Consider the following 26,167-nt stretch of genomic DNA (forward strand, 5'->3'; position numbering starts at 1 on the left):
GCCGTCTGCGACGGCGTGACGGAAAACGCATCGGCGCCGGGCTGGCGCCAATTCGAACAAACGCCGCGAGCGGCAGGACCGGTCGCGGCGTTGGTGAACCAGGCGGGAAGCTTAGTCCAGCTGCCCGTGACAGTGCTTGTATTTCTTGCCGGAACCGCACGGGCAAGGCTCGTTGCGGCCGATCTTCTGCTCGTTGCGCACAGGCTCGAGCGGCACGACCGGAGCCGGGCCCTCGGGAAGCTCTTCTTCCTCGCCGGCCACGGCCTGCTCCATCGAGGGAGCCTCGGCGTGCTGGAACTGCATGCGCTTGGCCAGTTCCTCCGCCTCGCGACGCAGGCGGGCCTCCTCTTCGGCCGGGTCTTCGCGACGGACCTGGACGTGGGACAGCACGCGGATGGTGTCGCGCTTGATCGAGTCCAGCAGCTCCTGGAACAGGGTGAAGGACTCGCGCTTGTATTCCTGCTTAGGATTCTTCTGCGCGTAGCCACGCAGGTGGATGCCGTGCCGCAGGTGGTCCATGGTCGACAGGTGGTCCTTCCACAGGTCGTCCAGCACCCGCAGCAGCATCTGCTTCTCGAAGGCGCGCAGGGCTTCGGCGCCGGCCAGCTCTTCCTTCTCGTAGTAGGCGGCGACGATCTGCTCGAGGATCTTGCTACGCAGGGTTTCCTCGTACAGCTTGTCGTCTTCGTCCAGCCACTGCTGGATCGGCAGGCGCACGGCGAAGTCGCTGTACAGCGCAGCCTCCAGGCCTTCGATGTCCCACTGCTCGGGCAGCGACTGCGGCGGAATGTGCTGGTTGATGGTGGCGCTGAGGGTTTCCTCGCGGAATTCCTTGATGGTCTCGCCCACGTCCTCTGCCGACAGCAGGGTATTGCGCATGTGGTAGATCACCTTGCGCTGCTCGTTGGCTACGTCATCGAATTCCAGCAGTTGCTTGCGGATGTCGAAGTTGCGCCCTTCGACCTTGCGCTGGGCCTTCTCGATGGCGTTGGTCACCATGCGGTGCTCGATCGCCTCGCCGGACTGCATGCCCAGCGCCTTCATGAAGTTCTTCACCCGGTCGGAGGCGAAGATCCGCATCAGGTTGTCTTCCAGCGACAGGTAGAAGCGGCTGGAACCCGGGTCGCCCTGACGACCGGCACGGCCGCGCAACTGGTTGTCGATCCGGCGGGATTCGTGGCGCTCGGAGGCGATCACGTGCAGGCCGCCCGCCTCGATCACTTGCTGGTGGCGCTTCTGCCATTCAGCCTTGATCTGGGCGATCTGCTCCTCGGTGGGGTTCTCCAGGGCCGCGACTTCGACTTCCCAGTTGCCGCCGAGGAGGATGTCGGTACCGCGGCCGGCCATGTTGGTGGCGATGGTCACCGAACCGGGCGCGCCAGCCTGGGCGATGATCTCGGCTTCCTTCTCGTGGTACTTGGCGTTGAGCACCTTGTGCTCGATGCCTGCCTCTTGCAACAGCTTGGAAACGTACTCGGAACTCTCGATCGACGCGGTGCCGACCAGGATCGGCCGGCCGAGGGCCTGGCACTGCTTGATGTCGGTGATGATCGCCGCGTACTTCTCTTCCTGGGTCAGGTAGACCAGGTCGTTGAAGTCCTTGCGCGCGATCGGCCGGTGGGTCGGGATCACCACCACGTCGAGACCGTAGATCTGGCGGAACTCGAAGGCCTCGGTATCGGCGGTGCCGGTCATGCCGGCCAGCTTGTTGTACAGGCGGAAGTAGTTCTGGAAGGTGGTGGAGGCCAGGGTCTGGCTCTCGGCCTGGATCGGCAGGCCTTCCTTCGCCTCGATGGCCTGGTGCAAGCCCTCGGACAGGCGACGGCCAGGCATGGTGCGGCCGGTGTGCTCGTCGATCAGGAGGATCTGGTCGCCCTGGACGATGTACTCGACGTTGCGGTGGAACAGGGTGTGCGCGCGCAGCGCTGCGTAAACGTGGGTCAGCAGGCTCAGGTTGTGCGCCGAGTAGAGGCTCTCGCCTTCGCCGAGCAGGCCGTTCTGGCTCAGCAGGTCCTCGATGAACTGGTGGCCCTGCTCGTTGAGTTCGACCTGGCGGGTCTTCTCGTCGATGCTGTAGTGGCCTTCCTCGGTCGGCTTGCCCTCGACCTCTTCGACCTGGCGCTTGAGACGCGGGATCAGCTTGTTGATCTTGATGTACAGCTCGGAGCTGTCTTCGGCCTGGCCGGAGATGATCAGCGGGGTACGCGCCTCGTCGATGAGGATCGAGTCCACTTCGTCGACCACGGCGAAGTTCAGCTCGCGCTGGAACTTGTCGTCCAGGCTGAAGGCCATGTTGTCGCGCAGGTAATCGAAGCCGAATTCGTTGTTGGTGCCGTAGGTGATGTCGGCGGCGTAGGCGGCGCGCTTGTCTTCCGGCGGCTGGAAGGGAGTGACCACGCCGACGCTGAGGCCGAGGAACTCGTACAGCGGGCGCATCCAGTTGGCGTCGCGGCGCGCCAGGTAGTCGTTCACCGTGACCACGTGCACGCCCTTGCCGGACAGCGCGTTGAGGTAGACCGGCAGGGTGCCCACCAGGGTCTTGCCCTCGCCGGTACGCATTTCGGCGATCTTGCCGTCGTGCAGGGTCATGCCACCGATCAGCTGGACGTCGAAGTGGCGCATGCCCATCACCCGCTTGCCAGCCTCGCGAACCACGGCGAAGGCTTCGGGCAGCAATTGGTCGAGCGTTTCGCCCTTGGCGTAGCGCTGCTGGAATTCAGCCGTTTTCGCCTTCAACTGCTCGTCGGAGAGCGCCACCATCTGGGGCTCGAGCGCATTGATGGCCTGTACAGCCTTGGCCATGCGCTTTACATCACGCTCGTTCTTGCTTCCAAAGAGTTTCTTCAACAAAGGCGCAAACATATCGACTTGGTCATCCACACGTGGGGAATGGAAGGCTCACCCATCCGGCGGCCCGTGCCGATCAACGGCATGAAAGGGAACATTCTACCCGGAAACGGGTATGAGAAAAGTACAGCAGATCAATGCGCGTCGCTCACTCGGAAACAGACGCGCGTGCGATGAAGCTTTGCGGATTCATTACCCGGCCATCCTTCATCACTTCGAAATGTACGTGGTAGCCGGTGGAGCGTCCGGTGCTGCCGACCTTGGCCAGCACCTGGCCGCGCTTGACCAGGTCACCGACCTCGACCAGGTTCTTCTGGTTATGGGCATACAACGTGGTGTAGCCATCGGCGTGCCCGACCTCGACCACGTTGCCATAGCCGTTCTTGCGCCCGGACCAGGTCACCACCCCCGCCGCCACGGCCACCACGTCGCTGCCGGCCGGCGCGGCGAAGTCGATGCCCTTGTGCATGCTCAGGCGGCCGCTCACCGGATTGACCCGGCGCCCGAACGGCGAGGAGATGTAGCCCTGGCGCACCGGCTGGCCGGCCAGGTAGGTCGACTGGCTGATGTGCTTGTCGGCGAGCAGTTGCTCCAGCACCTCGAGCTGCTGCTCGCGGGTATCCAGGCGTGCCGCCAGTTCGTCCAGCGTCGCCATGAACGACGGCGGGGCATAGGCGCTGCCCTCCAGCGGTTCGTCGACGCCACCCTGGCCGACGCTCAGGGAGAAGTCGAACTCGTCGGGGTCGACGTCGGCCAGCTCGGTGAGACGTTCGCCGAGGGCATCCAGCCGAACCAGGCGCGCCTGCAGTTCGCCGAGATGCACGCTCAGTGCGTCCATCTGCCGCTGCGCGTCCTCGCGGGCGCTGCTGATCTCGGCGCTCTGCGCCTGCAGCGCGGCATCGACTTCGATGCCGGCCACCGGAGCCGGCGCGCGGAACAGCCAGGCGCCCATGAAGCCCCCGGCCAACAGGCTGGCACCGACCACGCAGGCCCCGGCCAGCATCAGCAACCGCGGCTGCAGATGGACGGAGCGAGCGGCCCCATGGTGCCGGCTCAGAAAAATGATGTGCATGACTTATCCTTCATACGGGCCGGCAGTAGCGAAACGCTTTCTGCTACCATTCCGACTCAGTAACCCCCAGGCTTCCCGCCATGTCTTTTCGTCCCTTGCCCGCCCAGGCATCGACCCAGTTGCTGCGCCAGGCCAGGCCGCTGCAGATGCTGTTCGCCGAAGCCCAGCGCATCTGCCGCCTGCAGCAACTGCTGGAAAGCCAGTTGCAACCGGCGGCGCGCCCGTACTGCCATGTGGCTTCGTGGCGCGGCGGTTGCCTGCTGCTGATCGTCACCAATGGCCACTGGGCCACACGCCTGCGCTATCAGCAGCGGCGCCTGCAGCGGCAGCTGCAGGCTTTCGAAGAATTCGCGAACTTAGCGAAAATCCTTTTCAAGGTGCAACCCACCACGTCCACACAACGTGCGGCACGTCGCAGCTTGACCCTGTCTGCCGTCGCGGCGGAAAACCTTCGCGAATCCGCCGAGATCGTCGGCAATCCACGCCTGCGGGAAGCGCTCGAGCGGTTGGCAAGCCGCGCCGAGAAAAGCCGGCAAGAATAAATCCCGAAATAAAAAGAGGCCACCCTGAGGTGGCCTCCAAATATGGAAAGGAGAGTTTTCCTACACTGCCGCCGCCGGGCGCATATAGGAAATAGGCGCGGTACGCGCGTCTTCGAAGGTCACCACTTCCCAAGCATCCTTGTCTGCGATCAACGTACGCAGCAGTTGGTTGTTCAGGGCATGGCCGGACTTGAAGCCACGGAACTCGCCGATAAGACTGTTGCCGAGCAGATACAGGTCGCCGATGGCATCCAGGATCTTGTGCTTGACGAACTCGTCCTCGTAACGCAGGCCGTCTTCGTTGAGCACGCGGTTCTCGTCGACCACGATCGCGTTCTCCACGCTACCGCCGAGTGCCAGGTTCTGCGAACGCAGGTACTCGATGTCGCGCATGAACCCGAAGGTACGGGCGCGGCTGACCTCCTTGACGAAGGAAGTACTGGAGAAATCGACCGAGGCCTGCTGGGTGCGACCACGGAAGACCGGATGATCGAAATCGATCTCGAAGCTGACCTTGAAGCCGTCGAACGGAACGAAGACGGCGCGCTTGTCGCCCTCTTCCACGCTGACTTCGCGCTTGATGCGGATGAACTTCTTGGCAGCTTCCTGCTCTTGCAATCCGGCGGACTGGATCAGGAATACGAACGGACCAGCGCTGCCATCCATGATCGGCACTTCCGAAGCGGACAGCTCGACGTAGGCGTTGTCGATACCCAGGCCGGCCATGGCCGAGAGCAGGTGCTCCACCGTATCCACTTTGACGTCACCCTTGACCAGGGTGGTCGACATGGTGGTTTCGCCGACGTTCTCGGCCCGGGCCGGGATTTCCACGACCGGATCCAGGTCGGTGCGGCAGAACACGATACCGGTGTCCACCGGCGCCGGTTTCAGGGTCAGGTAAACCTTTTCCCCCGAGTGCAGACCGACGCCAGTAGCCCGGATGATGTTCTTCAAGGTGCGTTGTTTGATCATGGCTTTGGCCGCTTAAGCGCTGACTGCGAACTGTTTTCAACAATGGCCGGCGATGATAGCAGAACCGGCCTTTGCTGAACACCAATCACATCTCTACTCCTGATTAATTACTTCAATCGGCCTGACGACGCAGGAACGCCGGGATATCCAGGTAATCCAGGTCATCCTGCGGGTTCAGCTTGGCCGCGGTCGCCGCGCTGCCGTGAGACTGGTTGCGCATCACGGTAGGACGGTCGAGGTCGCGGTAGTTCACCGACTGCTGCTCGCGCTGGGCCGGAGCGGCTGCCTGGGCTGCACTGCCCTGCACGGTGTTGTCGACGACCTTCACCGGTTTCTCCAGGCGCGCGCCCAGGCCGGTGGCGACTACGGTGACGTGCAGCTCATCGCGCATGTCCGCGTCGATCACGGTGCCCACCTTCACAGTGGCGTGCTCGGAAGCGAACTGTTCGATGATGTTGCCGACATCGGAGTACTCGCCCAGGGACAGGTCCGGACCCGCGGTGATGTTCACCAGGATGCCGCGCGCGCCCTGCAGGTTGACGTCTTCCAGCAGCGGGTTGCGGATTGCCGCCTCGGTGGCCTCGCGGGCACGGTTCGGACCGCTGGCGCAGCCGGTACCCATCATCGCCATGCCCATTTCGCTCATGACGGTCTTCACGTCGGCGAAGTCGACGTTGATCATGCCCGGACGCTTGATGATGTCGGAGATACCGCGCACGGCACCGGCCAGCACGTCATCGGCCTTGGCGAAGGCGGCCAGCAGGCTGGCGTCCTTGCCGAGGATGGTCAGCAGCTTCTCGTTCGGGATGGTGATCAGCGAATCGACGCTCTCGGCCAGCGCACGGATGCCCTCGTCGGCGATCTGCATGCGCTTGCGACCTTCGAACGGGAACGGGCGGGTCACCACCGCGACGGTGAGGATGCCCATTTCCTTCGCCACTTCGGCGATGATCGGCGCGGCGCCGGTACCGGTGCCGCCACCCATGCCGGTGGTGATGAAGACCATGTCGGCGCCTTCCAGCACTTCGGAAATGCGCTCGCGATCTTCCAGAGCCGCCTGACGACCAACTTCCGGATTGGCGCCGGCACCCAGCCCCTTGGTGACGCCCGGGCCGAGTTGCAGAACGGTGCGCGCCGCGATGTTCTTCAGCGCTTGTGCGTCGGTGTTGGCGCAGATGAACTCGACGCCCTCGACGTTGTTCTTGGCCATGTGATTGACGGCGTTGCCGCCACCACCACCTACACCGATCACTTTTATGACGGCGGTTTGTGCGATGTTATCGACCAGTTCAAACATTTCCCCTCTCCTTCCTTTCTAGTTTTGTCGCCTACTGTTACCGCGTTGAATCAGAAATTGCCCTGGACCCAGCGTTTGAGCCGCTCCAGGACAGGTGCCTTGGGTTCGTCGCTGCTGTAGCTGCTGCCTGACACAGACATCGACATGCCATCGGACTGCTTCTGCAGTCCGTACATCAGCAGGCCGACGCCCGTCGAATAGATCGGGTTGCGCACCACGTCGGTGAGGCCCTTCACGCTATACGGCACGCCGAGGCGTACCGGCATGTGGAAGATTTCCTCGGCCAGCTCGACCGCGCCTTCCATCTTCGAGGTGCCGCCGGTGAGGACGATCCCTGCCGGGATCAGGTCCTCGTAGCCGCTGCGGCGCAGCTCGGCCTGGACCAGGGTGAACAGCTCGTCGTAACGAGGCTCGACCACTTCGGCCAGGGCCTGGCGCGACAGTTCGCGCGGCGGCCGGTCGCCGACGCTGGGCACCTTGATGGTCTCGCCGGCACCGGCCAGCTTGGCCAGGGCGCAGGCGTAGCGGATCTTGATCTCTTCCGCGTACTGGGTCGGCGTCCGCAGGGCCATGGCGATGTCATTGGTGACCTGGTCGCCGGCGATCGGGATCACCGCGGTATGGCGGATCGCGCCTTCGGTGAAGATCGCGATATCGGTGGTGCCGCCGCCGATATCCACCAGGCACACGCCCAGTTCCTTCTCGTCCTCGGTCAGCACCGAATAGGCCGAGGCCAACTGCTCGAGGATGATGTCGTCGACCTCGAGGCCGCAGCGGCGCACGCACTTCTCGATGTTCTGCGAGGCATTCACCGCGCAGGTCACCACGTGCACCTTGGCTTCCAGGCGCACCCCGGACATGCCCAGCGGCTCGCGCACGCCTTCCTGGTTATCGATCACGTAATCCTGGGCCAGGGTATGCAGCACCCGCTGGTCCGCCGGGATCGCCACCGCCTGGGCGGCATCCAGTACCCGTTCGATATCCGCCGGGTTCACCTCGCGATCGCGGATCGCCACGATGCCGTGGGAATTGAGGCTGCGGATGTGGTTGCCGGCGATGCCGACGAACGCCGAGTGGATACGGCAACCGGCCATCTGCTGGGCCTCGTCGATGGCGCGCTGGATCGACTGCACGGTGGACTCGATGTTCACCACCACGCCCTTCTTCAGGCCGCGGGACGGATGAGTACCGATGCCAACGACCTCCAGCTGGCCATCGGCCGTCACCTCGCCCACCAGCGCCACCACCTTGGAGGTACCGATGTCGAGGCCGACGATCATCTTGCCGCTCTGCACGCTTGCCATGGTTATTACTGTCTCCTCAACTCACTGCACGGCGCTGGCCGTGGCCACCGTCGCGGGCGTGACCGGCTCGCGCCACGCAACGGCGAGGCCGTTGGGGTAACGCAGGTCGATCCGCGCAATGTTCGAAATCTGATCTTTGAGTGCCTTGTCGTAGATGCTTACGAAGCGGCGAATCTTGTCTACCACGTGGTCGCGCCCGATCTGGATCTCGACGCCCTGGGCCGTGGTCAGCGCCCAACCGCCGCGATCGCTCATTTCCAGGCGGGCGATGGAGAACCCGAGGGGACGCAGCAACTGGCTGAGCAACTGGTATTGCTGCATCACCTGCTGTTGCGCCCGCTGTGGACCATGCAAGCGGGGCAGATGTTCATAATTCGCCAGTTCCTTTGGCGTAAAAGCCTGTCCCTGGTTGTTCAGCAGCGCTTCGTCGCCCCACCGCGCGATCGGCAGTTGCTCGTCCAGGCGGATCACCACCTGGTCCGGCCACACCCGGCGCACCTCGGCGTGGGCGATCCAGGGCATCTGTTCCAGTTGCCCGCGCATGCCCGCCAGGTCGATGGTGAAGAAGCTCGCCGCCAGGTACGGGGAGATCCGCTGCTGCACCGCGCGCTGGCTGATGTAGCTGAGGTCGCCCTCGACACTGACCTTGGCGATCGGCCGGTCGGCGTACGGCAGGATGTACTCGGCGCCGCGATAGGCGCCATAGCCGAGAACGGCCAGCAACAGCGGCCAGGCCAGGTACTTGAGGAAACTGAAGTCGGCTTTCGGCAGGCGCACGCTCAGCGGTTCCTTGGCCACCAGACGGCTGGCGCCGCGCGGCATCGGCTTGCGCGGAGCGCGGCCGAGTCCACCGGGTTGCTGATGACGGAGCAGTACGCCATTCATGGCTTATCCCCTCGCCTCGCGGCTATCGGCCAGGATCGCCAGCACCAGTTGCTGGAAATCCAGGCCGGCGGCCCGCGCGGCCATAGGCACCAGGCTGTGGTCGGTCATGCCTGGTGCGGTGTTGACTTCAAGCAGCCAGAAACGCCCTTCGGCGTCCTGCATCACGTCCGCCCGCCCCCAGCCCTGGATGCCCAGGGCGTCGCAGGCGCGCGCGGTGAGTTCCTTCAGCTCGCGTTCCTTGGCCTCGTCGAGACCGCAGGGCACCTGGTAGCGGGTATCGCTGGCCAGGTACTTGGCGTCGTAGTCGTAGAAGGTGTGCGGCGTGCCCAGGCGGATCGCCGGCAGCACCTGCCCGCGCAAGGTCGCCACGGTGAATTCCGGGCCGCTGATCCACTGCTCGACCAGCACCTGCGAGTCGTAGCGGGCCGCTTCGCGCCACGCCGCGATCAATTCGTCTAGCCCGCCGACCTTGGCCATGCCGATGCTCGAGCCTTCGTGAGCCGGCTTGACGATCAGCGGGAAACCCAGTCGCTGCGCCGCTTCGCGGCAGTCATCCTCGCTGGCCAGCACCGCGTAGTCCGGGGTCGGCAGGCCGAGGCTGAGCCAGACCCGCTTGGTCCGCAGCTTGTCCATCGCCAGCGCCGAGGCCAGCACGCCGCTGCCGGTGTAGGGAATGCCCGCGCACTCGAGCAGGCCCTGCATGCTGCCATCCTCGCCGCCACGACCGTGGAGAATGATGAAGGCACGGTCGATCTTCTCCTCGACCAGGCGTTGCAGCAGGTCTTCGCCGACATCGATGCCGAAGGCATCGACCCCGGCGGCCAGCAGGGATTGCAGGACCATCGCGCCGGACTTCAGCGACACCTCGCGCTCGGCGCTCTTGCCGCCGAACAGCACGGCGACACGGCCGAACGCCTTGGGATCCTGGGTGCCGTTCAGCAGGCTATCGATGCAAAGGTTCATGCGCCCCTCCCTCCCTTGCCGGCGAACAGCGGGTTCTTGATCAGTTGCGGGGCCAGGCCGCCGACATCGCCAGCGCCCTGGCAAAGCAGGATGTCGCCAGCGCGCAGCAGCGGCTTGACCAGCGGCGCCAGGTCGGCGTCGCGCTCGAAGTAGATCGGGTCGAGCTGGCCGCGCTGGCGGATGCTGTGGCACAGCTGGCGGCTGTCGGCTCCCGGGATCGGCTCTTCGCCGGCCGGATAGACCTCCATCAACAGCAGCACGTTGGCTTCGCCCAGCACCTGCACGAAGTCTTCGTACAGGTCGCGGGTACGGGTATAGCGATGCGGCTGGTAGACCATCACCAGGCGACGCTCCGGCCAACCGCCACGGATCGCCTTGATCACCGCGGCGACTTCGCGCGGATGGTGGCCGTAGTCGTCCACCAGCATCACGCTGCCACCCTCGACCTGCAGCTCGCCGTAGACCTGGAAGCGCCGGCCTACGCCCTGGAAGCCGGACAGCCCCTGGACGATGGCTTCGTCGGAGATGCCCTCGTCGGTAGCGATGACGATGGTCGCCAGGGAATTCAGCACGTTGTGCAGGCCGGGCATGTTCACCGAGACGTCCAGCGGCTCGCGCTCCGGGCGCAACACGGTGAACCAGGTGCGCATGCCTTCCTGGCGGATGTTGATCGCGCGCACGTCGGCGTCTTCGCTGAGGCCGTAGGTCACGGTCGGACGGGCGATCTGCGGGAGGATCTCACGCACAACCGGATCATCCACGCACATCACCGCCAGTCCGTAGAACGGCAGGTTGTGGAGGAACTCGACGAAGGTCTTCTTCAGCTTGTTGAAGTCGCCGCCGTAGGTCGCCATGTGGTCGGCGTCGATATTGGTGACCACCGCGACCATCGGTTGCAGGTGCAGGAAGCTGGCGTCGCTCTCGTCGGCCTCGGCCACCAGGTAGCGGCTGGCGCCAAGCTGGGCGTTGGTCCCGGCGGCGTTCAGCCGGCCGCCGATGACGAAGGTCGGGTCCAGGCCGCCGGCGGCGAACACCGAGGCGATCAGGCTGGTAGTGGTGGTCTTGCCGTGGGTGCCGGCTACCGCGATGCCGTGCCGGTAGCGCATCAGCTCGGCGAGCATCTCCGCACGCGGCACCACCGGAATCCGCCGTTCCAGGGCCGATGCCACTTCCGGGTTGGCCCGGTTGATGGCACTGGACACCACCAGCACGTCGGCGCCGTCGGCGTTTTCCGCCTGGTGGCCGATGAAGATCTGCGCGCCGAACTTCTCCAGGCGCTCGGTCACCGCCGAGGCCTTGAGGTCCGAGCCGGATACCTCGTAGCCGAGGTTCAGCAGCACTTCGGCGATCCCGCACATACCGGCGCCGCCGATGCCGACGAAATGGATGCGGCGGATACGGCGCATGGTCCGGGTGACGCCATTCGGTTCTTTAACCACGGGCCACCTCCAGGCAGGCATCGACCACCGTCCGGGTAGCCTCGGGTTTCGCCAGGCTGCGTGCCTGGTCTGCCATGGAGCGCAGGGTTTCGGGATGCATCAGGACCTCGGACAGCTGCGCGGCCAGTTCGGCCGCGCCGGTAGACTTTTGCGGCAGCAGGCGGCCGGCGCCGCTGCGTACCAGGAATTCGGCATTGCGGGTCTGGTGATCGTCGATCGCGTGAGGCAACGGCACCAGGAAGGCGGGCAATCCCGCCGCCGTCAGCTCGCTGACGGTCAGCGCGCCGGCGCGACAGATCACCAGGTCGGCCCAGGCATAGGCCGCGGCCATGTCGCTGATGAAGGGCGCGACGTCCGCTTCGACCGCCACTGTGCGATAACGCTCGGCGGTAATCTCGGCATGCTGACGACCGGCCTGATGGCGGATTGCCGGACGGATTTCCAGCGGCACCTGCGCCAGGGCCTCTGGCAACAGCTTGTTCAGCGGTTCCGCGCCAAGGCTGCCGCCGAGCACCAGCAGATTGACCCGACGGCCGGTCAGCGGCGCGCGGGCGTGCGCGTCGAGGAACAGCTCGCCGCGCACCGGATTGCCGGTGGTCAGACGCTTGTCACTGGCCGGGAAGGTATCCGGGAATGCCTCGCAGACGCGCCTGGCGATCGGCGCCAGGCTGCGGTTGGCGGTGCCGGCCACGGCGTTCTGCTCGTGGATCACCAGCGGCACGCCGTTGAGGCGCGCAGCCAGGCCGCCCGGGCCGGTGACATAGCCACCCAGGCCGAGCACGCAGACCGGCCTCAGCTGGCGGATCACCCGCAGCGCCTGGAACAGCGACTTGAGCAGTTCCAGCGGCGCCTTGACCAGCGACTTCAGGCCCTTGCCGCGCAGCCCGCTGACCTGAATCAGGTGCAACGGCAGGCCGGCCTTGGGTACCAGGTCATTCTCGATGCCGCGCGGCGTCCCCAGCCAGTGCACGGCATAGCCGCGCGCCTGGAACTCCCGCGCACAGGCGAGCGCCGGGAACACGTGTCCGCCGGTGCCACCCGCCATGATCAGGACATTACCTTTCATCGGCAAAGTCCTCTTCGTTGAACTCATATTCCTCGCTACCCAGGTGGGTTCGCCGTTCCCATTCGATGCGCAGCAACATCCCCAGACAGGCACAGCAGATCACCAGCGAACTGCCGCCGTAGCTGAGGAACGGCAGGGTCAGGCCCTTGGTCGGCAGCAGGCCGACGTTCACCCCGATGTTGATCAGGAACTGGCCGATCCAGAGGAAGGCCAGGCCGTAGGCCACGTAGGCGGAGAAGAACTGCTTGGCCTGCTCGGCCCAGATGCCGATGTACAGCGCGCGCAGGCTGACGAACACGAACAGGGCGACGGTCGCCAGGGCGCCGACGATGCCCAGCTCCTCTGCAAGCACGGCGAAGACGAAGTCGGTGTGCGCCTCCGGCAGGTAGAACTGCTTCTGGATGCTGTTGCCCAGTCCCATCCCCAACCAGCCGCCGCGGCCGAAGGCGATCAGCGCCTGGCTCAACTGATAGCCGGCGCCGAACTGGTCGGCCCAGGGGTCGGTGAAGTTGGTCAGGCGTGCCATCCGGTAGGGCTGGGTCTGGATCAGCAGGACCACCGCGCCGACCGCCAGCAGCACCATCAGGCCGAAGCGGAACAGCCCCACCCCGCCGAGGAACAGCATGGCCGCGGCAGCGCCCATCATTACCACGGTGGCGCCGAAGTCCGGCTCGCGCAGCAGCAGGCCGGCCATCGGCAGCAACACCACGAAGGGCTTGAAGAAGCCCATCCAGCTTTCCCGGACCTCCTGCTGGCGGCGGATCAGGTAGCCGGCCATGAAGATCACCACGCAGACCTTGGCGATCTCCGAAGGCTGGATGTTGAACAGGCCGAAGCCGATCCAGCGCATCGAGCCGTTCACCTCGCGGCCGATACCGGGGGTGATCACCAGCACCAGCAGGCCGAAGGCGACCAGCAACAGCTTCCAGCCCCAGCGCTGCCAGGTGGCCATCGGGACCATCATGGTCAGGCCGCAGGAAATCAGGCCGATCACCAGGTAGATCAGGTGACGGACGGAGAAGTACAGCGGGTTGCCCGACTGCGCCGCCGCCACCTCGGAAGAGGCGGAAGTCACCATCACCAGGCCGAGGCCGAGCAGCGCCAGGCAACCCGCCAGCAGCGGGAAGTCCAGGTCGATGCCGTGCCGGCTCAACAGCGGCGACGGGAAGGGGCGCAACACCGACAGCATCACGCTAGCTCCTCTACGGCTTTGGCGAACAGGCGTCCGCGTTCTTCGAAGTTCTTGAACATGTCCAGGCTCGCGCAGGCCGGCGACAACAGCACCGCATCGCCTTCGCGGGCCAGCTCGGCGGCCTGCCGGACTGCTTCGTCCAGCGTTGCGACGCGCACCAGCGGTACCGCGTTGCCCAGTGCCTGGGCAATCAGCCCGGCGTCACGGCCAAGCAGTACCACCGCCCGGCAGAAGCGCGCGACCGGCTCGCGCAGGTCATGGAAATCGGCGCCCTTGCCGTCTCCGCCGGCGAGCAGCACCAGCTTGCCGTCGATGTCGGCACCCAGCCCCTCGATCGCCGCCAGGGCGGCGCCGACGTTGGTGGCCTTGGAATCGTCGTAGTAGCTCACGCCCTGCCGCTCGCGTACCCACTGGCAGCGATGAGCCAGGCCGGAAAACGCCTTCAGCGCGCCGAGCATGGCGTCGAACGGCAGGCCGACCGCATGGCCCAGCGCCAGCGCGGCGAGCGCGTTGGAATAGTTGTGGGCGCCACGGATCTTCAGTTCGCCAACCGGCAGCAGCTTGTCGAACTGGAACGCCAGCCACTTCTGGCCGTCTTCCTCGATCAGGCCGAAAGCCTTGAAGTCCGGCTTGTTCAGGCCGAACGACCAGCACGGCACGGTATCGGCGATCAGCGGTCGGGTCAGGGCATCGGCGCGATTCACCACGACCTGGCGGGCACCGCGGAAGATCCGGTGCTTGGCCAGGTGGTAGTCAGCCATGCCGTCGTAGCGATCCATATGGTCTTCGCTGACGTTCAGCACGGTCGCCACCTCGGCGTTGAGGCGATCGCAGGTTTCCAGCTGGAAGCTCGACAGCTCCAACACGTACAGCTCGATGTCGTCGGCCAGCAGGTCGAGCGCCGGGGTGCCGAGGTTGCCGCCGACGGCGACACGCTTGTCCGCGGCCACCGCCATTTCGCCCACCAGGGTGGTCACGGTGCTCTTCGCGTTGGAACCGGTGATGGCGACGATCGGGGCCTTCGCCTCGCGGGCGAAGAGATCGATGTCACCGGAGATGCGCACGCCTTTCGCGGCGGCCTGTACCAGCGCGGGGGTGCGCAGCGACAAGCCGGGGCTGACGTAGAGTTCGCGGGCGGAGCAGAGGAACTCGGCGTCGAGTTCGCCGCAACGCACTTCCACCTGCGGATACTGGGCACGCAGGGTGGCCAGCTCCGGCGGGTTCTCTCGGGTATCGACCACGGCGAAAGGCAAGCCGCGGCGCGCCAGGTAGCGCACCAGGGACATGCCGCTCTTGCCGAGGCCGACAACGATGCGGAAGTGGTCGGAGGCGATCAGGCTCATGCTCTCTTCGTCCTCAACGCAGCTTCAAGGTGGCGAGGCCGATCAGCACCAGGATCACGGTGATGATCCAGAAGCGCACGATCACGCGCGGCTCCGGCCAGCCTTTCAGTTCGAAATGGTGATGGATCGGCGCCATGCGGAAGACGCGGCGTCCGGTCAGCTTGAAGGAAGCGACCTGGATCATCACCGAGAGGGTTTCCATGACGAACACCCCACCCATGATGAACAGCACGATTTCCTGGCGCACGATCACCGCGATGGTGCCCAGCGCGGCGCCCAGCGCCAACGCGCCGACGTCGCCCATGAAGACCTGCGCCGGATAGGTGTTGAACCAGAGGAAGCCGAGGCCGGCGCCGACCAGCGCGGCGCAGAACACGATCAGCTCGCCGGCGCCCGGTACGTTGGGAATCAACAGGTACTCGGCGAACTTCACGTTGCCCGACAGGTAGCAGAAGATGCCCAGCGCGCCGGCAACCATTACCGTCGGCATGATCGCCAGGCCGTCGAGACCGTCGGTGAGGTTCACTGCATTGCTCGAACCGACGATGACGAAGTAAGTCAGGACCACGAAGAAGATGCCCAACTGGATCTCGACGCTCTTCAGCATCGGCACGATCAGGGTGGTCTCGATCGGGGTTTCGGCAGTCATGTAGAGGAACACGGCGGCGCCGATGCCGAACACCGACTGCCAGAAGTACTTCCAGCGGCTCGGCAGGCCACGGGAGTTCTTCTCGATCACCTTGCGGTAGTCGTCCACCCAGCCGATGGCACCGAACAGCAGGGTAACGACCAGCACTACCCACACGTAGCGGTTGGAAAGATCCGCCCACAGCAGCGTGCTGATGGCTATGGCGGTAAGGATCAGGGCGCCGCCCATGGTCGGGGTGCCCTTCTTCGACAGGTGCGACTGCGGACCGTCGTTGCGCACGGCCTGGCCGATCTGGCGGATCTGCAAGGTACGGATCATCCAGGGCCCCAGCCACAGCGACAGCGACAGCGCGGTGAGCACGCTGAGAATGCCGCGCAGGGTCAGGTACTGGAAGACGCCGAAGCCCTTGTAGAACTGTTGCAGGTATTCGGCCAGCAGCAGGAGCATTAGTGACTCTCCTCGGAGGAACCGCACAGCGCCGCGACGACTTTGTCCATCGCCGCACTGCGGGAACCCTTGATCAAAATGGTGGTTGTCGGTTGTTCGGTGGCCAGCGCCCCGATCAGGCTGGCCTGGTCGGCGAAGTGCCGGCCCGTGGCGCCGAACGCCTGTACGGCGTGGGCCATCAGCGGTCCGACCGCATAGAGCGCGGACACCTTGCCAGCGGCGTAGGCGCCCACCTCGCGGTGGGCCTGCTCGGCCCAGGAACCGAGTTCGCCCATGTCTCCGAGGACCAGGACGGTGCGCCCGGAAAAGCCGCTCAGTATATCAATCGCCGCCAGCATTGACGCGGGGTTGGCGTTGTAGCTGTCGTCTATCACACGCAGCCCGCTGGCGGTCAGTTGCGCTACCGCGCGGCCCTTGACCGGCTGCAGCGCCTGCAGCCCGGCGACGATCCCATCCAGCGGCACGCCCAGTGCATGGGCGGCAGCGGCGGCAGCCAGGGCATTGGCGACATTGTGCCGCCCCAGCAGGTTGAGCTGGACCTGCGCTTCACCCGCTACGCCCTGCAGCCTGAAGCCCATGCAGCCACGCGCATCGCGCTGCAGATCGGCGGCGCGGAAATCGGCCTGGGGCCGGTCGAGGGAGAAAGTCAGCAACGGACGGCCGCTGGCACGGGCCTTCCAGGTGTCGAAGGCCTTGTCGTCCAGGTTCAGCACGGCGGTGCCGTCGGCGGCCAGCCCTTCGAGTATCTCGCCCTTCGCCTCGACGATCTTCTCCGGTCCGCCGAACTCGCCGACATGGGCGGTTCCGGCATTGGTGATGATCGCCACGTGCGGGCGGGTCAGCTCAACCGTGTAGGCGATCTCGCCGATGCGCGAGGCGCCCAGTTCGATCACTGCGCTACGGTGCTGCGGCGCCAGTTGCAGCAGGGTCAGCGGTACGCCGAGGTCGTTGTTCAGATTGCCACGGGTAGCCAGCACCGACTCGGCATCGCCGGCCTGGGTACGCAGGATGCTGGCGAGCATCTCCTTGACCGTGGTCTTGCCGCTGGAGCCCGTCATGGCCGCCAGCGGGCCGGTGAACTTGCGCCGGTTCAGCGCGCCCAGTCGCCCCAGGGCCGCACGGGTATCGCGCACCAGCAATTGCGGCAGGGGCGCGTCGGCGACTTCGCGCTCCACCAGCACAGCCACCGCGCCCTTGGCGGCAACCTCGGCGAGATAGTCGTGGCCGTCGAAACGCGGCCCACTCAGGGCAATGAACAGTTGGCCGGGCCCGATGGCGCGACTGTCGGTGGAAACCGCCGAAAAGACGGCGTCCTCGCCGATCAGGCGGGCGTCCAGCGCGACCGTCAACTGGCTGAGGCGAAGAGGCTCAAGCATGCGGCACCTCCCAGGCGGCCAGGGCGCGCTCGGCCTGCTCGATGTCGGAGAACGGATGGCGTACGCCGTCGATCTCCTGATAATCCTCGTGACCCTTGCCAGCCAGGAGCACCACGTCATCCACCGCAGCGGAAGCGATCAGATGGGCGATCGCCTCACCGCGCGACGGCAGGAAGGTAACCTTGTCAGCGGCAGCGAAGCCTTTGCGGATATCGGCGATGATCGCCGCACTGGCCTCGGTGCGCGGGTTGTCGTCGGTGACCAGCACCCCATCCGCCAGGCGTTCGGCGATCGCAGCCATCAGCGGACGCTTGCCGGCATCGCGATCGCCACCGCAGCCGAACAGGCACAGCAGGCGCGCGGCCGCGTGCGGACGCAGGGCCTCCAGGACTTTTTCCAGGGCGTCGGGAGTATGCGCGTAGTCCACCACCACCAGCGGCTTGTCGCCGCCTCCCAGGCGCTGCATGCGGCCGACCGGCCCCTGCAGTTGCGGCAAGGTGCGGAGGATATCGCCCAGGGGATAACCCAGGCCAAGCAACGCACCGACCGCCGCCAGCAGGTTGCTCAGGTTGAAGCGGCCGAGCAACGGGCTGCGCAGCAGGCCCTCGCCGTGCGGAGTGACCAGCGCCGCCTCGATGCCGGCATCGCCGAAGCGCGCTTCGCGGCAATAGAGGAACGCCGAGCTGTCGGTGAGGCTGTAGGTGATCAGCTCCGAGTCCTGCTCCTCGCCGGCCAGTCGACGGCCGAAATCGTCGTCCAGGTTGATCACCCGGCAGCGCAGGCCCGGCCAGGCGAACAGCTTGGCCTTGGCGGCGGCATAAGCTTCCATCGAACCGTGATAGTCGAGGTGGTCGCGGGACAGATTGGTGAACACCGCGATATCGAAACCGAGCGCCGCCACGCGGCCCTGGTCGAGGCCGTGGGAAGACACTTCCATCGCTACCGCGCGGGCGCCGGCCTGCTTCAGCGTGGCCAGCGTGGCCTGCACCGCGAGCGGGTCCGGCGTGGTGTGCCGGCCGCTCTCCAGGGCGCCGTAGAAACCGGTGCCGAGGGTGCCGACGATGCCGCAGCGCTCGCCGAGCAGATCCAGGGCCTGGGCCACCAGTTGGCTGACGCTGGTCTTGCCGTTGGTGCCGGTGACGCCGATCAGGTCCAGCCCGCGGCTCGGCTCGCCGTAGAAACGCCCGGCGACCGCCGACAGTTGCGCGGCCAGCCCCTTCACCGCGATCAGCGGCGCATCGCTGGGCGGCAACTCTCCGGCGCCTTCCGCCTCGTAAGCCACGGCAGCCGCGCCCTTGGCCAGGGCATCGGCGATGTGCGCACGACCATCCTGGCGCCCGCCCGGCACCGCCAGGAACAGGTCGCCCGGACGAACGCCGCGGCTATCCAGGGTCAGCTCGCGGATCAGCAGATCGCGCTCGGCCTGGGGAAACAGTTGGTTCAGGCTCATAGGCATCAGCCACGCCCTCCTTTTGCGGGCGCAGCATTGACCTGCTGCTGTTCGGTGGCCGTCGGCAGGTTATCCGGCGGCACGTTCATCAGGCGCAGCGCGCCAGCCATGACCTTGCTGAACACCGGCGCCGACACCAGGCCGCCGAAGTAGCCCGCCTTGCTCGGCTCGTCGATCACCACGACCATCGCGATGCGCGGATCGGTGGCCGGGGCGAAACCGGCGAACAGCGAGCGATAGGCGTTTTCCCGGTAGCCCTTGGTGCCGACCGAGACCTTGCGCGCGGTCCCGCTCTTGCCGGCGGCGTGGTAACCCGGCACCTGGGCGCGGAACACCCCGCCCTGGGCCTCGACCACTTGTTGCAGCATGCCCTGCACGGTGGAAGCCACTTCAGGCGAGATCACCTGCACGCCATCCGGCACGCGGTCGACTCGGGTCATGCTCAGCGGCACGCTCTTGCCGTCGTTGGCCAGGGCCGCATAGGCATGCGCCAACTGGATCGCGGTTACCGAGAGACCGTAGCCGTAGGCCAGGGTCGCGGTTTCCGCCTTCGGCCACTTGCGGTGGTTGGGCAGGTTGCCGACGCGCTCGCCGGGGAAGCCCAACCCCGTGTCCTGCCCGAGACCGACCTGTTGCATGACCGAGTAGATGGATTCGGCGCCGATGTCGAAGGCGATCTTGCTGATGCCGACGTTGCTCGACTTGATCAGGATGCCGGTGAGATCGAGTTGCCGCGAATTGCGCGATACGTCGCGAATGGTGTAGCGGCCGATCTGCAGGGTGCCCGGGTAGACGTCGACGATATCGCTGGGTTTCCAGCGCCCGCTGGCCAGCGCCGCGCTCATCGAGAACGGCTTGACCGTCGAGCCCGGCTCGAACACGTCGATCATCGCCCGGTTGCGCATGGCCGCCGGCTGCAGGTTACGACGATTGTTCGGGTTGTAGGTGGGCTGGTTGGTCATGGCCAGGATCTCCCCGGTCTTCACGTCCATGATCACCAAGCTGCCGGCCTTGGCGCCGTTTTCCAGCAGAGCGTTGCGCAGTTCGCGATGAGCCAGGTACTGCAGGCGCAGGTCGATGGACAGCGCAAGGGTCTTGCCCGGTTTGGCATTCTTGGTGACCTGCACGTCCTTGATCACGCGGCCACGGCGATCCTTGAGCACCTGGCGCTTGCCCGGCACGCCGGCCAGCCATTCGTCGAAAGCCAGCTCGATACCTTCGCGACCGCGGTCGTCGACATCGGTAAAGCCGACCGCATGGGCCACCACTTCGCCAGCCGGGTAGAAACGCCGAAACTCCTCGATGGAGTACACGCCGGGCACCTTCAGGGCGATCACGCCTTCGCCCTGCTCCGGGGTCAGCCCACGGACCAGATAGATGAACTCGCGCTCGGCGTTCTGCTCGATGCGGTCGGCGAACAGCTTGGTATCCTGCCCGAGCGCCGCCGCCAGTTGCGGCCAGCGTTCCTTGGCGGTCATCAGCTCCTTGGGGTTGGCCCACAGGGTGGTGACCGGGGTGCTCACCGCCAGCGGTTCGCCGTTGCGGTCAGTGATCAGGCCCCGGTGCGCAGGGATGGCGATATGCCGCACGCTACGCGCGTCGCCCTGGCCCTTGAGGAAGTCATGGTCGATCACGTGCAGGTCGACGATTCGCCAGACGATGGCGCCGACCATCGCCAGCAGCAGGCCGACGATCACGCAGAACCGCCATGGGTAGAGGGCGCCCTGGAAATAATTCAGTTTCATGGCGCCACCATCCTGACCTCGGCCGGGTCGGGAACGCGCATGCGCAACTGTTCCACCGCCAGGCTTTCGATGCGGCTATGGGCGGTCCAGGTGCTCTGCTCGAGAATCAACCGGCCCCACTCGGCCTGCGCCTTGTCGCGCACGCTCAGCTCGGAATACAGCGAGTTGAGCAGTTGCCGGTTCCAGTAGGTGCTGTAGGCCACGGCAATCGCCGAGAGCAGCAGACCTATATAAAGCAGCAACATGAGGAAGCTGCCGGTAGGCAGGCGCTTGACGAAGAGACGGCTCATCTCAGCTTCTCCGCCACGCGCATGACCGCGCTGCGCGAGCGCGGGTTGGCCTTGAGTTCTTCTTCCGAAGCGTACTGCGGCTTGCCCAGCAGCTTCAGGCGCGGCTCGAAGACCTTGGAACGGATCGGCAGGTCGCGCGGCAGGTTGTCCGCCTCGCCCTTGGCGTGCTTGCGCATGAACAGCTTGACGATGCGGTCTTCCAGGGAATGGAAACTGATCACCACCAGCCGGCCGCCGACGGCCAGCGATTCGAGCGCGGCGTCAAGGCCACGCTCGAGATCGCCCAGCTCATTGTTCACATGGATGCGCAGGCCCTGGAATGCGCGGGTCGCCGGATTCTTGCCCTTCTCCCAGGCGGGGTTGGCAACCGTGATCACTTCGGCGAGATCGGCAGTTCGTTCGAACGGCCGCTCCTGACGGCGCTGCACGATGGCGCGGGCCATCCGCTTGGCGAAGCGTTCTTCGCCATATTCCTTGAAGACCCGGGCGATTTCCTCTTCGGTGGCGTTGGCGATGAACTCCGCTGCGCTGATGCCCTGGCCGGGATTCATGCGCATGTCCAGCGGACCATCGTTGAGGAAGCTGAAGCCGCGCTCGGGATCGTCGAGTTGCGGCGACGACACGCCAAGGTCGAGCAGGACGCCATCGACCCGCCCTTCGAGACCGCGTGCGCGCACCTCATCGCCCAGTTCGGCGAACGAGCGCTGCACAATGACGAAGCGGCCGTCTTCGGCCGCCAATGCTTTTCCTGTCTGGATGGCCTGGGGATCTTTGTCGAATCCGAGCAGGCGTCCCCGGCGCCCAGTTTCTCGAGCAAGGCTCGACTATGGCCCCCTCTTCCGAAGGTACCGTCCAGATAGCAGCCGTCCTCCCGCGGGGCCAGTGCGGAAACGGCCTCCTCGAGCAGAACGGTGATATGGCGGTAGGTGGCATTCATAGTCAAAGGATCAGGTCGCGTAGTTCGTCCGGCAGCCCACCGGGTTGTTTGATTGCCGCCAGGTCGGCTTCAGCCATGGCGTTCCAGGCATCCTCATCCCACAACTGAAACTTGTTCAGTTGCCCCACCAGCATCGCCCGCTTGTCCAGCTTGGCGTACTCGCGCAGGCGCGGCGGAATCAGGAAACGCCCGTTTCCGTCCAGTTCCAGATCGACGGCATTACCGATCAGCAGCCGCTGCAGGCGCCGCGTTTCTTCTCGCAAAGAAGGCAGCTCGCGCAGCTTGGCTTCGATCAGTTCCCATTCGGGCAAGGGGTAAACGGTGAGGCAGGGGTCGACTGCGTCGATAGTGACGATGAGCTGGCCGGCACAACGCGAAACGAGCTCGTCACGATACCGACTCGGCATCGCGAGGCGCCCTTTGGCGTCGAGACTTATGGCATTAGCTCCGCGAAACACGTCAGCGCTTCCCCTGTGGTTGGCTTTCCATGCCAATTGATCCCACTTTTACCCACTTCATACCACTTCTGCACACTATAGAAATCCACACTCCCCACCGTCAAGGCGCGTCAGAAGTGAAAAATCCTTACAGGACGGAGATTTAGCGTGCTTTTGGAAGGTTGCGGAGCGCTTTTAGAAGTAAAAGAGATGACAAAACACAATAAGTCCAAAGTCTTAGCCTTCGAACTTAAAGTGATTTATCAAGAGTTGCGGCTTTTCGCTTTTGCGACGGACGGATAAAACCGGGAAAAAGCGAAGAGAGTGGGAAGAAGTGGGAGAGTCGATCTATAAGCCGGGTTCTGTCGAGGACAGCCATTCCTCTGGGACGCACATCACTGTACGCCTCAAGCGACCTACCCGAATCCAACGCGGGCCGCGCCAATGGATTCCTATTTGGTCTTGCTCCGAGTGGGGTTTACCTAGCCACGCACTGTTGCCAGCCGTGCGGTGCGCTCTTACCGCACCTTTTCACCCTTACCGGCGCTGTTGCGCTTAGGCGGTTATTTTCTGTGGCACTTTCCGTAGGCTCGCGCCTCCCAGGCGTTACCTGGCACTCTGCCCTATGGAGCCCGGACTTTCCTCCACCGCGCTATTGCGCGACAGCGACTGTCCAATCGACTCTCCGCCGACAAGGTTAGCGGGAGCAGGCGCGAAGAACAAGCTCAACTCTTCCCTTGGCGTTGCAAAGCCTGTTGATACAAAAGGTTTTTTCGCACCCCGGTAATTTCCGCCGCCAGCGCCGCGGCTTTCTTCAACGGCAGCTCGGCAAGCAGCAGGTCGAGCACCCTGAGCGCCTCCGCACCGATCGACTCCTCGCCTTCCGGCGCCTGCCACCCCGCCACCAGCACAACGCACTCGCCGCGCTGCTGGTTGCTGTCCGACGCGACCCAATCGTGCAGTTCGGCCAACGGCAGGCTGCGAATGGTCTCGAAGGTCTTGCTCAGCTCCCGCGCCAGCACCGCACGGCGCTCCCCGCCGAACACGTCGCGCATGTCCGCCAGGCTTTCCAGCAGACGATGGGGCGCCTCGTAGAAAATCAGCGTGCGCGGCTCTTCCTGTACCGCCTGGAGGCGGCTGCGTCGTCCCGCAGCCTTGGCGGGCAGGAAACCTTCGAAGATGAACCGGTCCGACGGCAATCCCGCCGCCGACAGCGCCGCGATCAGCGCGCAGGAGCCCGGCACCGGGACCACCCGGATACCCAGCGCCTGTGCCTGGCGCACCAGGTGGAAGCCGGGATCGGAAATCAGCGGGGTACCGGCGTCCGAGATCAGCGCGACGTCCTCCCCACCCTGCAGCCGGGAGATGAAGCGCCCGCCCTCCTCGCGCTCGTTGTGCTCGTGGCAGGCCGCCAATGGCGTCTCGATGCCGAAGTGCTGGAACAGCCGGATCGAATGGCGGGTATCCTCCGCAGCCACCAGGGCCACCTCCCGCAGCACCCGCAGGGCGCGCGGGCTGATGTCGTCGAGATTGCCGATCGGGGTCGCCACTACGAACAGAGTGCCTGCTGACACGAAAATACCTCGGGAGCTATCTGAAAAGGCGGCATTGTATCGCGATTCAGGGTGCCGCCATCGCACCCGAGGCGGGCCTCCGGTACAATCGGCGACTCTTCGTGAATGCGCCATGAGAAGCCCTATATGATCGCTTGCCTGCGTCCGCTTTCTGCTCTGATCCTGGCCGGTCTGCTGACCGCCTGCGCGACCTCGTCCAATTCCGGACTGGGCGAACTTCCCCGTACGCCGAATGCCAGCATCGAGCAGTTGTTGCAACAGGCCAGCCAGAGCAAGCCCGAGGAAGCGGCGCTGCTGCGCCTCTCGGCAGCGGACCTTGCCTACCAGCAGAAGGACCTCGCCAGGTCCACCGCCATCCTGGGACAGATTCCGCTGGAAAGCCTGAAGCCGGCCCAGCAGGTCTTCGCCAGCACCCTGAACGCCGAACTGGCCCTCGCCCGCAGCAAGCCCAAGGCCGCCCTGCAGGCATTGCAGCATCCGAGCATGCAGCATCTCAGCGAACTGCCGGTGACCCAGCAGGTTCGTACCCAGCGCGCCAAGGCCCAGGCCCTCGCCGCCGACGGCCAGGTCCTTGCCGCAGCCAAGGAGCGCATCTACTTCGCACCGCTGCTCGAGGGCCCGGCGGTGATCGAGAACCAGGAAAAGATCTGGACCCTGGTCAGCAGCCTGCCGGTCGACCAGTTGCAACCGAGCGCCAACGAAGGCGACCTCAGCGGCTGGCTGACCCTGGCACGCATCACCAAGACCTCGCCGACCCTGCAGCAACAGCAGGCCAGCATCGAGAGCTGGCAACAGCAGAACCCCGAGCACCCGGCGGCCAAGCACTTGCCGGCGGCGCTGGAGAAACTCAAGACGCTGTCCCAGCAGCCGCTGACCCGCATCGCCCTCCTGCTACCCCAGCAGGGGCAGTTGGCCAACGTCGCCCGGGCCCTGCAGGATGGCTTCCTCGCCGCCCACTTCCAGGCCCAGCAGGCCGGCCAGAATCCTCCTTCGATCAAGCTCTACGACAGTACCCAGGTGCGCTCGCTAGATGACTTCTACCGCCAGGCCCAGGCCGATGGCGTCGAACTGGTCGTCGGTCCACTGGAGAAGCCGCTGGTCAAGCAACTCGCTAGCCGCGAGCAACTGCCGATCACCACCCTCGCACTCAACTACAGCGACAACAGCCAGGAAGGCCCGGCGCAGCTGTTCCAGTTCGGCCTCGCCGCCGAGGACGAAGCGCGCGCGGTGGCCAGCCGGGCCTGGGGCGACGGCATGCGCCGGGCCGTGGCGCTGGTGCCGCGCGGCGAATGGGGCGACCGCGTGTTGGCCGCCTTCAGCCAGAGCTGGCAGTCCGCGGGCGGCAGCCTGATCGCCGCCGAGCATGTCGACCAGCCGGTACAACTGGCGCAACAGATCGCCGACCTGCTGCAACTGCGCCAGAGCGAAGGCCGCGCCCAGCGCCTGCAGGGCACCCTCGGCAGCCAGATCGCCACCCAGCCGTCGCGCCGCCAGGACATCGACTTCGTGTTCCTCGCCGCCACCCCGCAGCAGGCCCGCCAGATCAAGCCGACCCTGGCCTTCCAGTACGCCGGCGACCTTCCGGTCTACGCCACTTCGCACCTCTACACCGGGACCAACAACCCGACCCAGGACCAGGATCTCAACGGCATCCGCTTCTGCGAGACCCCGTGGCTGCTCAACCCCAGCGACCCGACCCGCCAGCAGGTCGCCGCCCAATGGCCCCAGGCCAACGGCAGCATGGGCCGCCTCTACGCCATGGGCGTCGACGCCTACCGCCTCGCTCCGCGTCTGCCTGAACTGAAGGCCGTGCCGAGCCTGCAGATCGACGGCCTGACCGGTACCCTGAGCCTGAATCCGACCCAACGTATCGAACGCCAGTTGCAATGGGCCGAGTTCCGCAATGGCCAGGTCCAGCCGCTGGGGACCAGCAGCTTTTGACCGATAGGGAAAGCTCCCGGGACAAGGGGCGCCAGGCCGAGGAACTGGCCTGCGCCCATCTACGGCGACAGGGCCTTGCCACACTTGGCAAGAATTGGACCTGTCGCCGCGGAGAGCTCGATCTGGTCATGCTCGACGGCGATACAGTAGTATTCGTCGAAGTCCGCTCCCGCCGGCATCGCGCCTGGGGCGGAGCCCTGGAGAGCATCGACGCGCGCAAGCGGCAGCGCCTGATTCTCTCCGCCGAACTTTTTCTGCAACAGGAGGCGCGCTGGGCCAAACGCCCCTGTCGCTTCGATGTGGTCACCGTCGATACCAGCGACGGACAATCACCACCGCGACTGGACTGGATTCAGAACGCATTCGACGCCTGATCAGCCGCCCCACCGAAGGTCATTA

At 65.3% G+C, this 26,167-nt stretch carries 21 protein-coding genes, 1 other RNA gene and 1 pseudogene; 3 read left to right on the plus strand and 20 right to left on the minus strand.

Annotation, left to right across the window (positions count from 1 at the left end; all coding sequences use genetic code 11):
- Nucleotides 1-111: 111 nt before the first annotated feature.
- Both secA and AT700_RS22885 read right to left on the minus strand, forming a co-directional pair.
- Nucleotides 112-2,862 carry a preprotein translocase subunit SecA gene (secA, locus tag AT700_RS22880; RefSeq protein ID WP_003112752.1) on the minus strand — a complete coding sequence of 917 codons (2,751 nt, stop codon included), beginning with the start codon at nucleotides 2,860-2,862 and terminating at the stop codon, nucleotides 112-114.
- 133 nt (nucleotides 2,863-2,995) lie between these two features.
- A complete protein-coding gene (locus tag AT700_RS22885) occupies nucleotides 2,996-3,919 on the minus strand; it encodes a M23 family metallopeptidase (protein ID WP_003094103.1) in 924 nt (307 codons plus the stop codon).
- A 146-nt stretch (nucleotides 3,920-4,065) separates the two neighbouring features.
- Here AT700_RS22885 and AT700_RS22890 point away from each other — a divergent pair, with 146 nt between their 5' ends.
- Entirely contained in the window at nucleotides 4,066-4,461 is a 396-nt protein-coding gene (locus AT700_RS22890; RefSeq protein WP_235438630.1) for a DciA family protein, read from the plus strand.
- 60 nt (nucleotides 4,462-4,521) lie between these two features.
- Here AT700_RS22890 and lpxC read toward each other — a convergent pair whose 3' ends face one another.
- The 18 genes and pseudogenes from lpxC to rsmI form a co-directional block, all read right to left on the minus strand.
- Nucleotides 4,522-5,433 carry a UDP-3-O-acyl-N-acetylglucosamine deacetylase gene (lpxC, locus tag AT700_RS22895; RefSeq protein WP_003094111.1) on the minus strand — a complete coding sequence of 304 codons (912 nt, stop codon included), beginning with the start codon at nucleotides 5,431-5,433 and terminating at the stop codon, nucleotides 4,522-4,524.
- A gap of 112 nt (nucleotides 5,434-5,545) precedes the next feature.
- Nucleotides 5,546-6,730 (minus strand): cell division protein FtsZ, encoded by a 1,185-nt coding sequence (gene ftsZ / locus AT700_RS22900; RefSeq protein ID WP_003094113.1) that lies wholly within the window; start codon nucleotides 6,728-6,730, stop codon nucleotides 5,546-5,548.
- Between the two features lie 50 nt (nucleotides 6,731-6,780).
- Nucleotides 6,781-8,034, minus strand: coding sequence for a cell division protein FtsA (gene ftsA, locus AT700_RS22905; RefSeq protein WP_003094115.1), 1,254 nt, complete (start codon nucleotides 8,032-8,034; stop codon nucleotides 6,781-6,783).
- Nucleotides 8,035-8,055: 21 nt separating this feature from the next.
- Nucleotides 8,056-8,919: a cell division protein FtsQ/DivIB gene (locus tag AT700_RS22910; RefSeq protein WP_003094118.1), complete on the minus strand. Its 864-nt coding sequence runs from the start codon at nucleotides 8,917-8,919 to the stop codon at nucleotides 8,056-8,058.
- Nucleotides 8,920-8,922: 3 nt separating this feature from the next.
- On the minus strand, nucleotides 8,923-9,882 hold the full coding sequence (locus AT700_RS22915; protein WP_048521641.1) for a D-alanine--D-alanine ligase: 960 nt from the start codon (nucleotides 9,880-9,882) through the stop codon (nucleotides 8,923-8,925).
- Nucleotides 9,879-11,321, minus strand: coding sequence for a UDP-N-acetylmuramate--L-alanine ligase (murC, locus tag AT700_RS22920; protein ID WP_048521643.1), 1,443 nt, complete (start codon nucleotides 11,319-11,321; stop codon nucleotides 9,879-9,881). Before murC ends, AT700_RS22915 begins: the two co-directional genes overlap by 4 nt.
- The gene (murG, locus tag AT700_RS22925) at nucleotides 11,314-12,387 is read right to left on the minus strand and encodes an undecaprenyldiphospho-muramoylpentapeptide beta-N-acetylglucosaminyltransferase (protein WP_003103107.1); all 1,074 of its coding nucleotides are present in this window, start codon (nucleotides 12,385-12,387) and stop codon (nucleotides 11,314-11,316) included. The genes murC and murG overlap by 8 nt, the downstream gene beginning before the upstream one ends.
- Nucleotides 12,377-13,576: a putative lipid II flippase FtsW gene (gene ftsW, locus AT700_RS22930; protein ID WP_003094125.1), complete on the minus strand. Its 1,200-nt coding sequence runs from the start codon at nucleotides 13,574-13,576 to the stop codon at nucleotides 12,377-12,379. The genes murG and ftsW overlap by 11 nt, the downstream gene beginning before the upstream one ends.
- Complete coding sequence (murD, locus tag AT700_RS22935) at nucleotides 13,576-14,922, minus strand: UDP-N-acetylmuramoyl-L-alanine--D-glutamate ligase (protein ID WP_003103104.1); 1,347 nt, start codon at nucleotides 14,920-14,922, stop codon at nucleotides 13,576-13,578. Before murD ends, ftsW begins: the two co-directional genes overlap by 1 nt.
- A 13-nt stretch (nucleotides 14,923-14,935) precedes the next feature.
- Nucleotides 14,936-16,018: a phospho-N-acetylmuramoyl-pentapeptide-transferase gene (gene mraY / locus AT700_RS22940; RefSeq protein ID WP_003094129.1), complete on the minus strand. Its 1,083-nt coding sequence runs from the start codon at nucleotides 16,016-16,018 to the stop codon at nucleotides 14,936-14,938.
- Nucleotides 16,018-17,394: a UDP-N-acetylmuramoyl-tripeptide--D-alanyl-D-alanine ligase gene (locus AT700_RS22945; protein ID WP_010793806.1), complete on the minus strand. Its 1,377-nt coding sequence runs from the start codon at nucleotides 17,392-17,394 to the stop codon at nucleotides 16,018-16,020. Before AT700_RS22945 ends, mraY begins: the two co-directional genes overlap by 1 nt.
- Nucleotides 17,387-18,850 carry a UDP-N-acetylmuramoyl-L-alanyl-D-glutamate--2,6-diaminopimelate ligase gene (locus AT700_RS22950; RefSeq protein ID WP_003094133.1) on the minus strand — a complete coding sequence of 488 codons (1,464 nt, stop codon included), beginning with the start codon at nucleotides 18,848-18,850 and terminating at the stop codon, nucleotides 17,387-17,389. The genes AT700_RS22945 and AT700_RS22950 overlap by 8 nt, the downstream gene beginning before the upstream one ends.
- On the minus strand, nucleotides 18,850-20,589 hold the full coding sequence (ftsI, locus tag AT700_RS22955) for a peptidoglycan D,D-transpeptidase FtsI (RefSeq protein WP_003094139.1): 1,740 nt from the start codon (nucleotides 20,587-20,589) through the stop codon (nucleotides 18,850-18,852). The genes AT700_RS22950 and ftsI overlap by 1 nt, the downstream gene beginning before the upstream one ends.
- On the minus strand, nucleotides 20,586-20,879 hold the full coding sequence (ftsL, locus tag AT700_RS22960; protein ID WP_003094142.1) for a cell division protein FtsL: 294 nt from the start codon (nucleotides 20,877-20,879) through the stop codon (nucleotides 20,586-20,588). The genes ftsI and ftsL overlap by 4 nt, the downstream gene beginning before the upstream one ends.
- Nucleotides 20,876-21,816 (minus strand): annotated as a pseudogene (gene rsmH / locus AT700_RS22965) (16S rRNA (cytosine(1402)-N(4))-methyltransferase RsmH). Before rsmH ends, ftsL begins: the two are co-directional and overlap by 4 nt.
- Before the next feature lie 2 nt (nucleotides 21,817-21,818).
- Complete coding sequence (gene mraZ / locus AT700_RS22970) at nucleotides 21,819-22,274, minus strand: division/cell wall cluster transcriptional repressor MraZ (RefSeq protein ID WP_003103101.1); 456 nt, start codon at nucleotides 22,272-22,274, stop codon at nucleotides 21,819-21,821.
- Between the two features lie 314 nt (nucleotides 22,275-22,588).
- Nucleotides 22,589-22,938, minus strand: an RNA gene (gene rnpB, locus AT700_RS28990) — RNase P RNA component class A.
- Nucleotides 22,939-22,978: 40 nt separating this feature from the next.
- Nucleotides 22,979-23,827, minus strand: coding sequence for a 16S rRNA (cytidine(1402)-2'-O)-methyltransferase (gene rsmI, locus AT700_RS22975; protein ID WP_003120901.1), 849 nt, complete (start codon nucleotides 23,825-23,827; stop codon nucleotides 22,979-22,981).
- A gap of 126 nt (nucleotides 23,828-23,953) precedes the next feature.
- On the opposite strand from rsmI, the gene AT700_RS22980 reads away from it, so the two are divergent.
- On the plus strand, nucleotides 23,954-25,768 hold the full coding sequence (locus AT700_RS22980) for a penicillin-binding protein activator (protein WP_003162789.1): 1,815 nt from the start codon (nucleotides 23,954-23,956) through the stop codon (nucleotides 25,766-25,768).
- Entirely contained in the window at nucleotides 25,765-26,142 is a 378-nt protein-coding gene (locus AT700_RS22985; protein ID WP_003110149.1) for a YraN family protein, read from the plus strand. The genes AT700_RS22980 and AT700_RS22985 overlap by 4 nt, the downstream gene beginning before the upstream one ends.
- The last annotated feature ends 25 nt before the right edge of the window (nucleotides 26,143-26,167 follow it).

Origin of the sequence: Pseudomonas aeruginosa (assembly GCF_001457615.1) — a bacterium.
Taxonomy (GTDB): Bacteria; Pseudomonadota; Gammaproteobacteria; order Pseudomonadales; family Pseudomonadaceae; genus Pseudomonas; species Pseudomonas aeruginosa.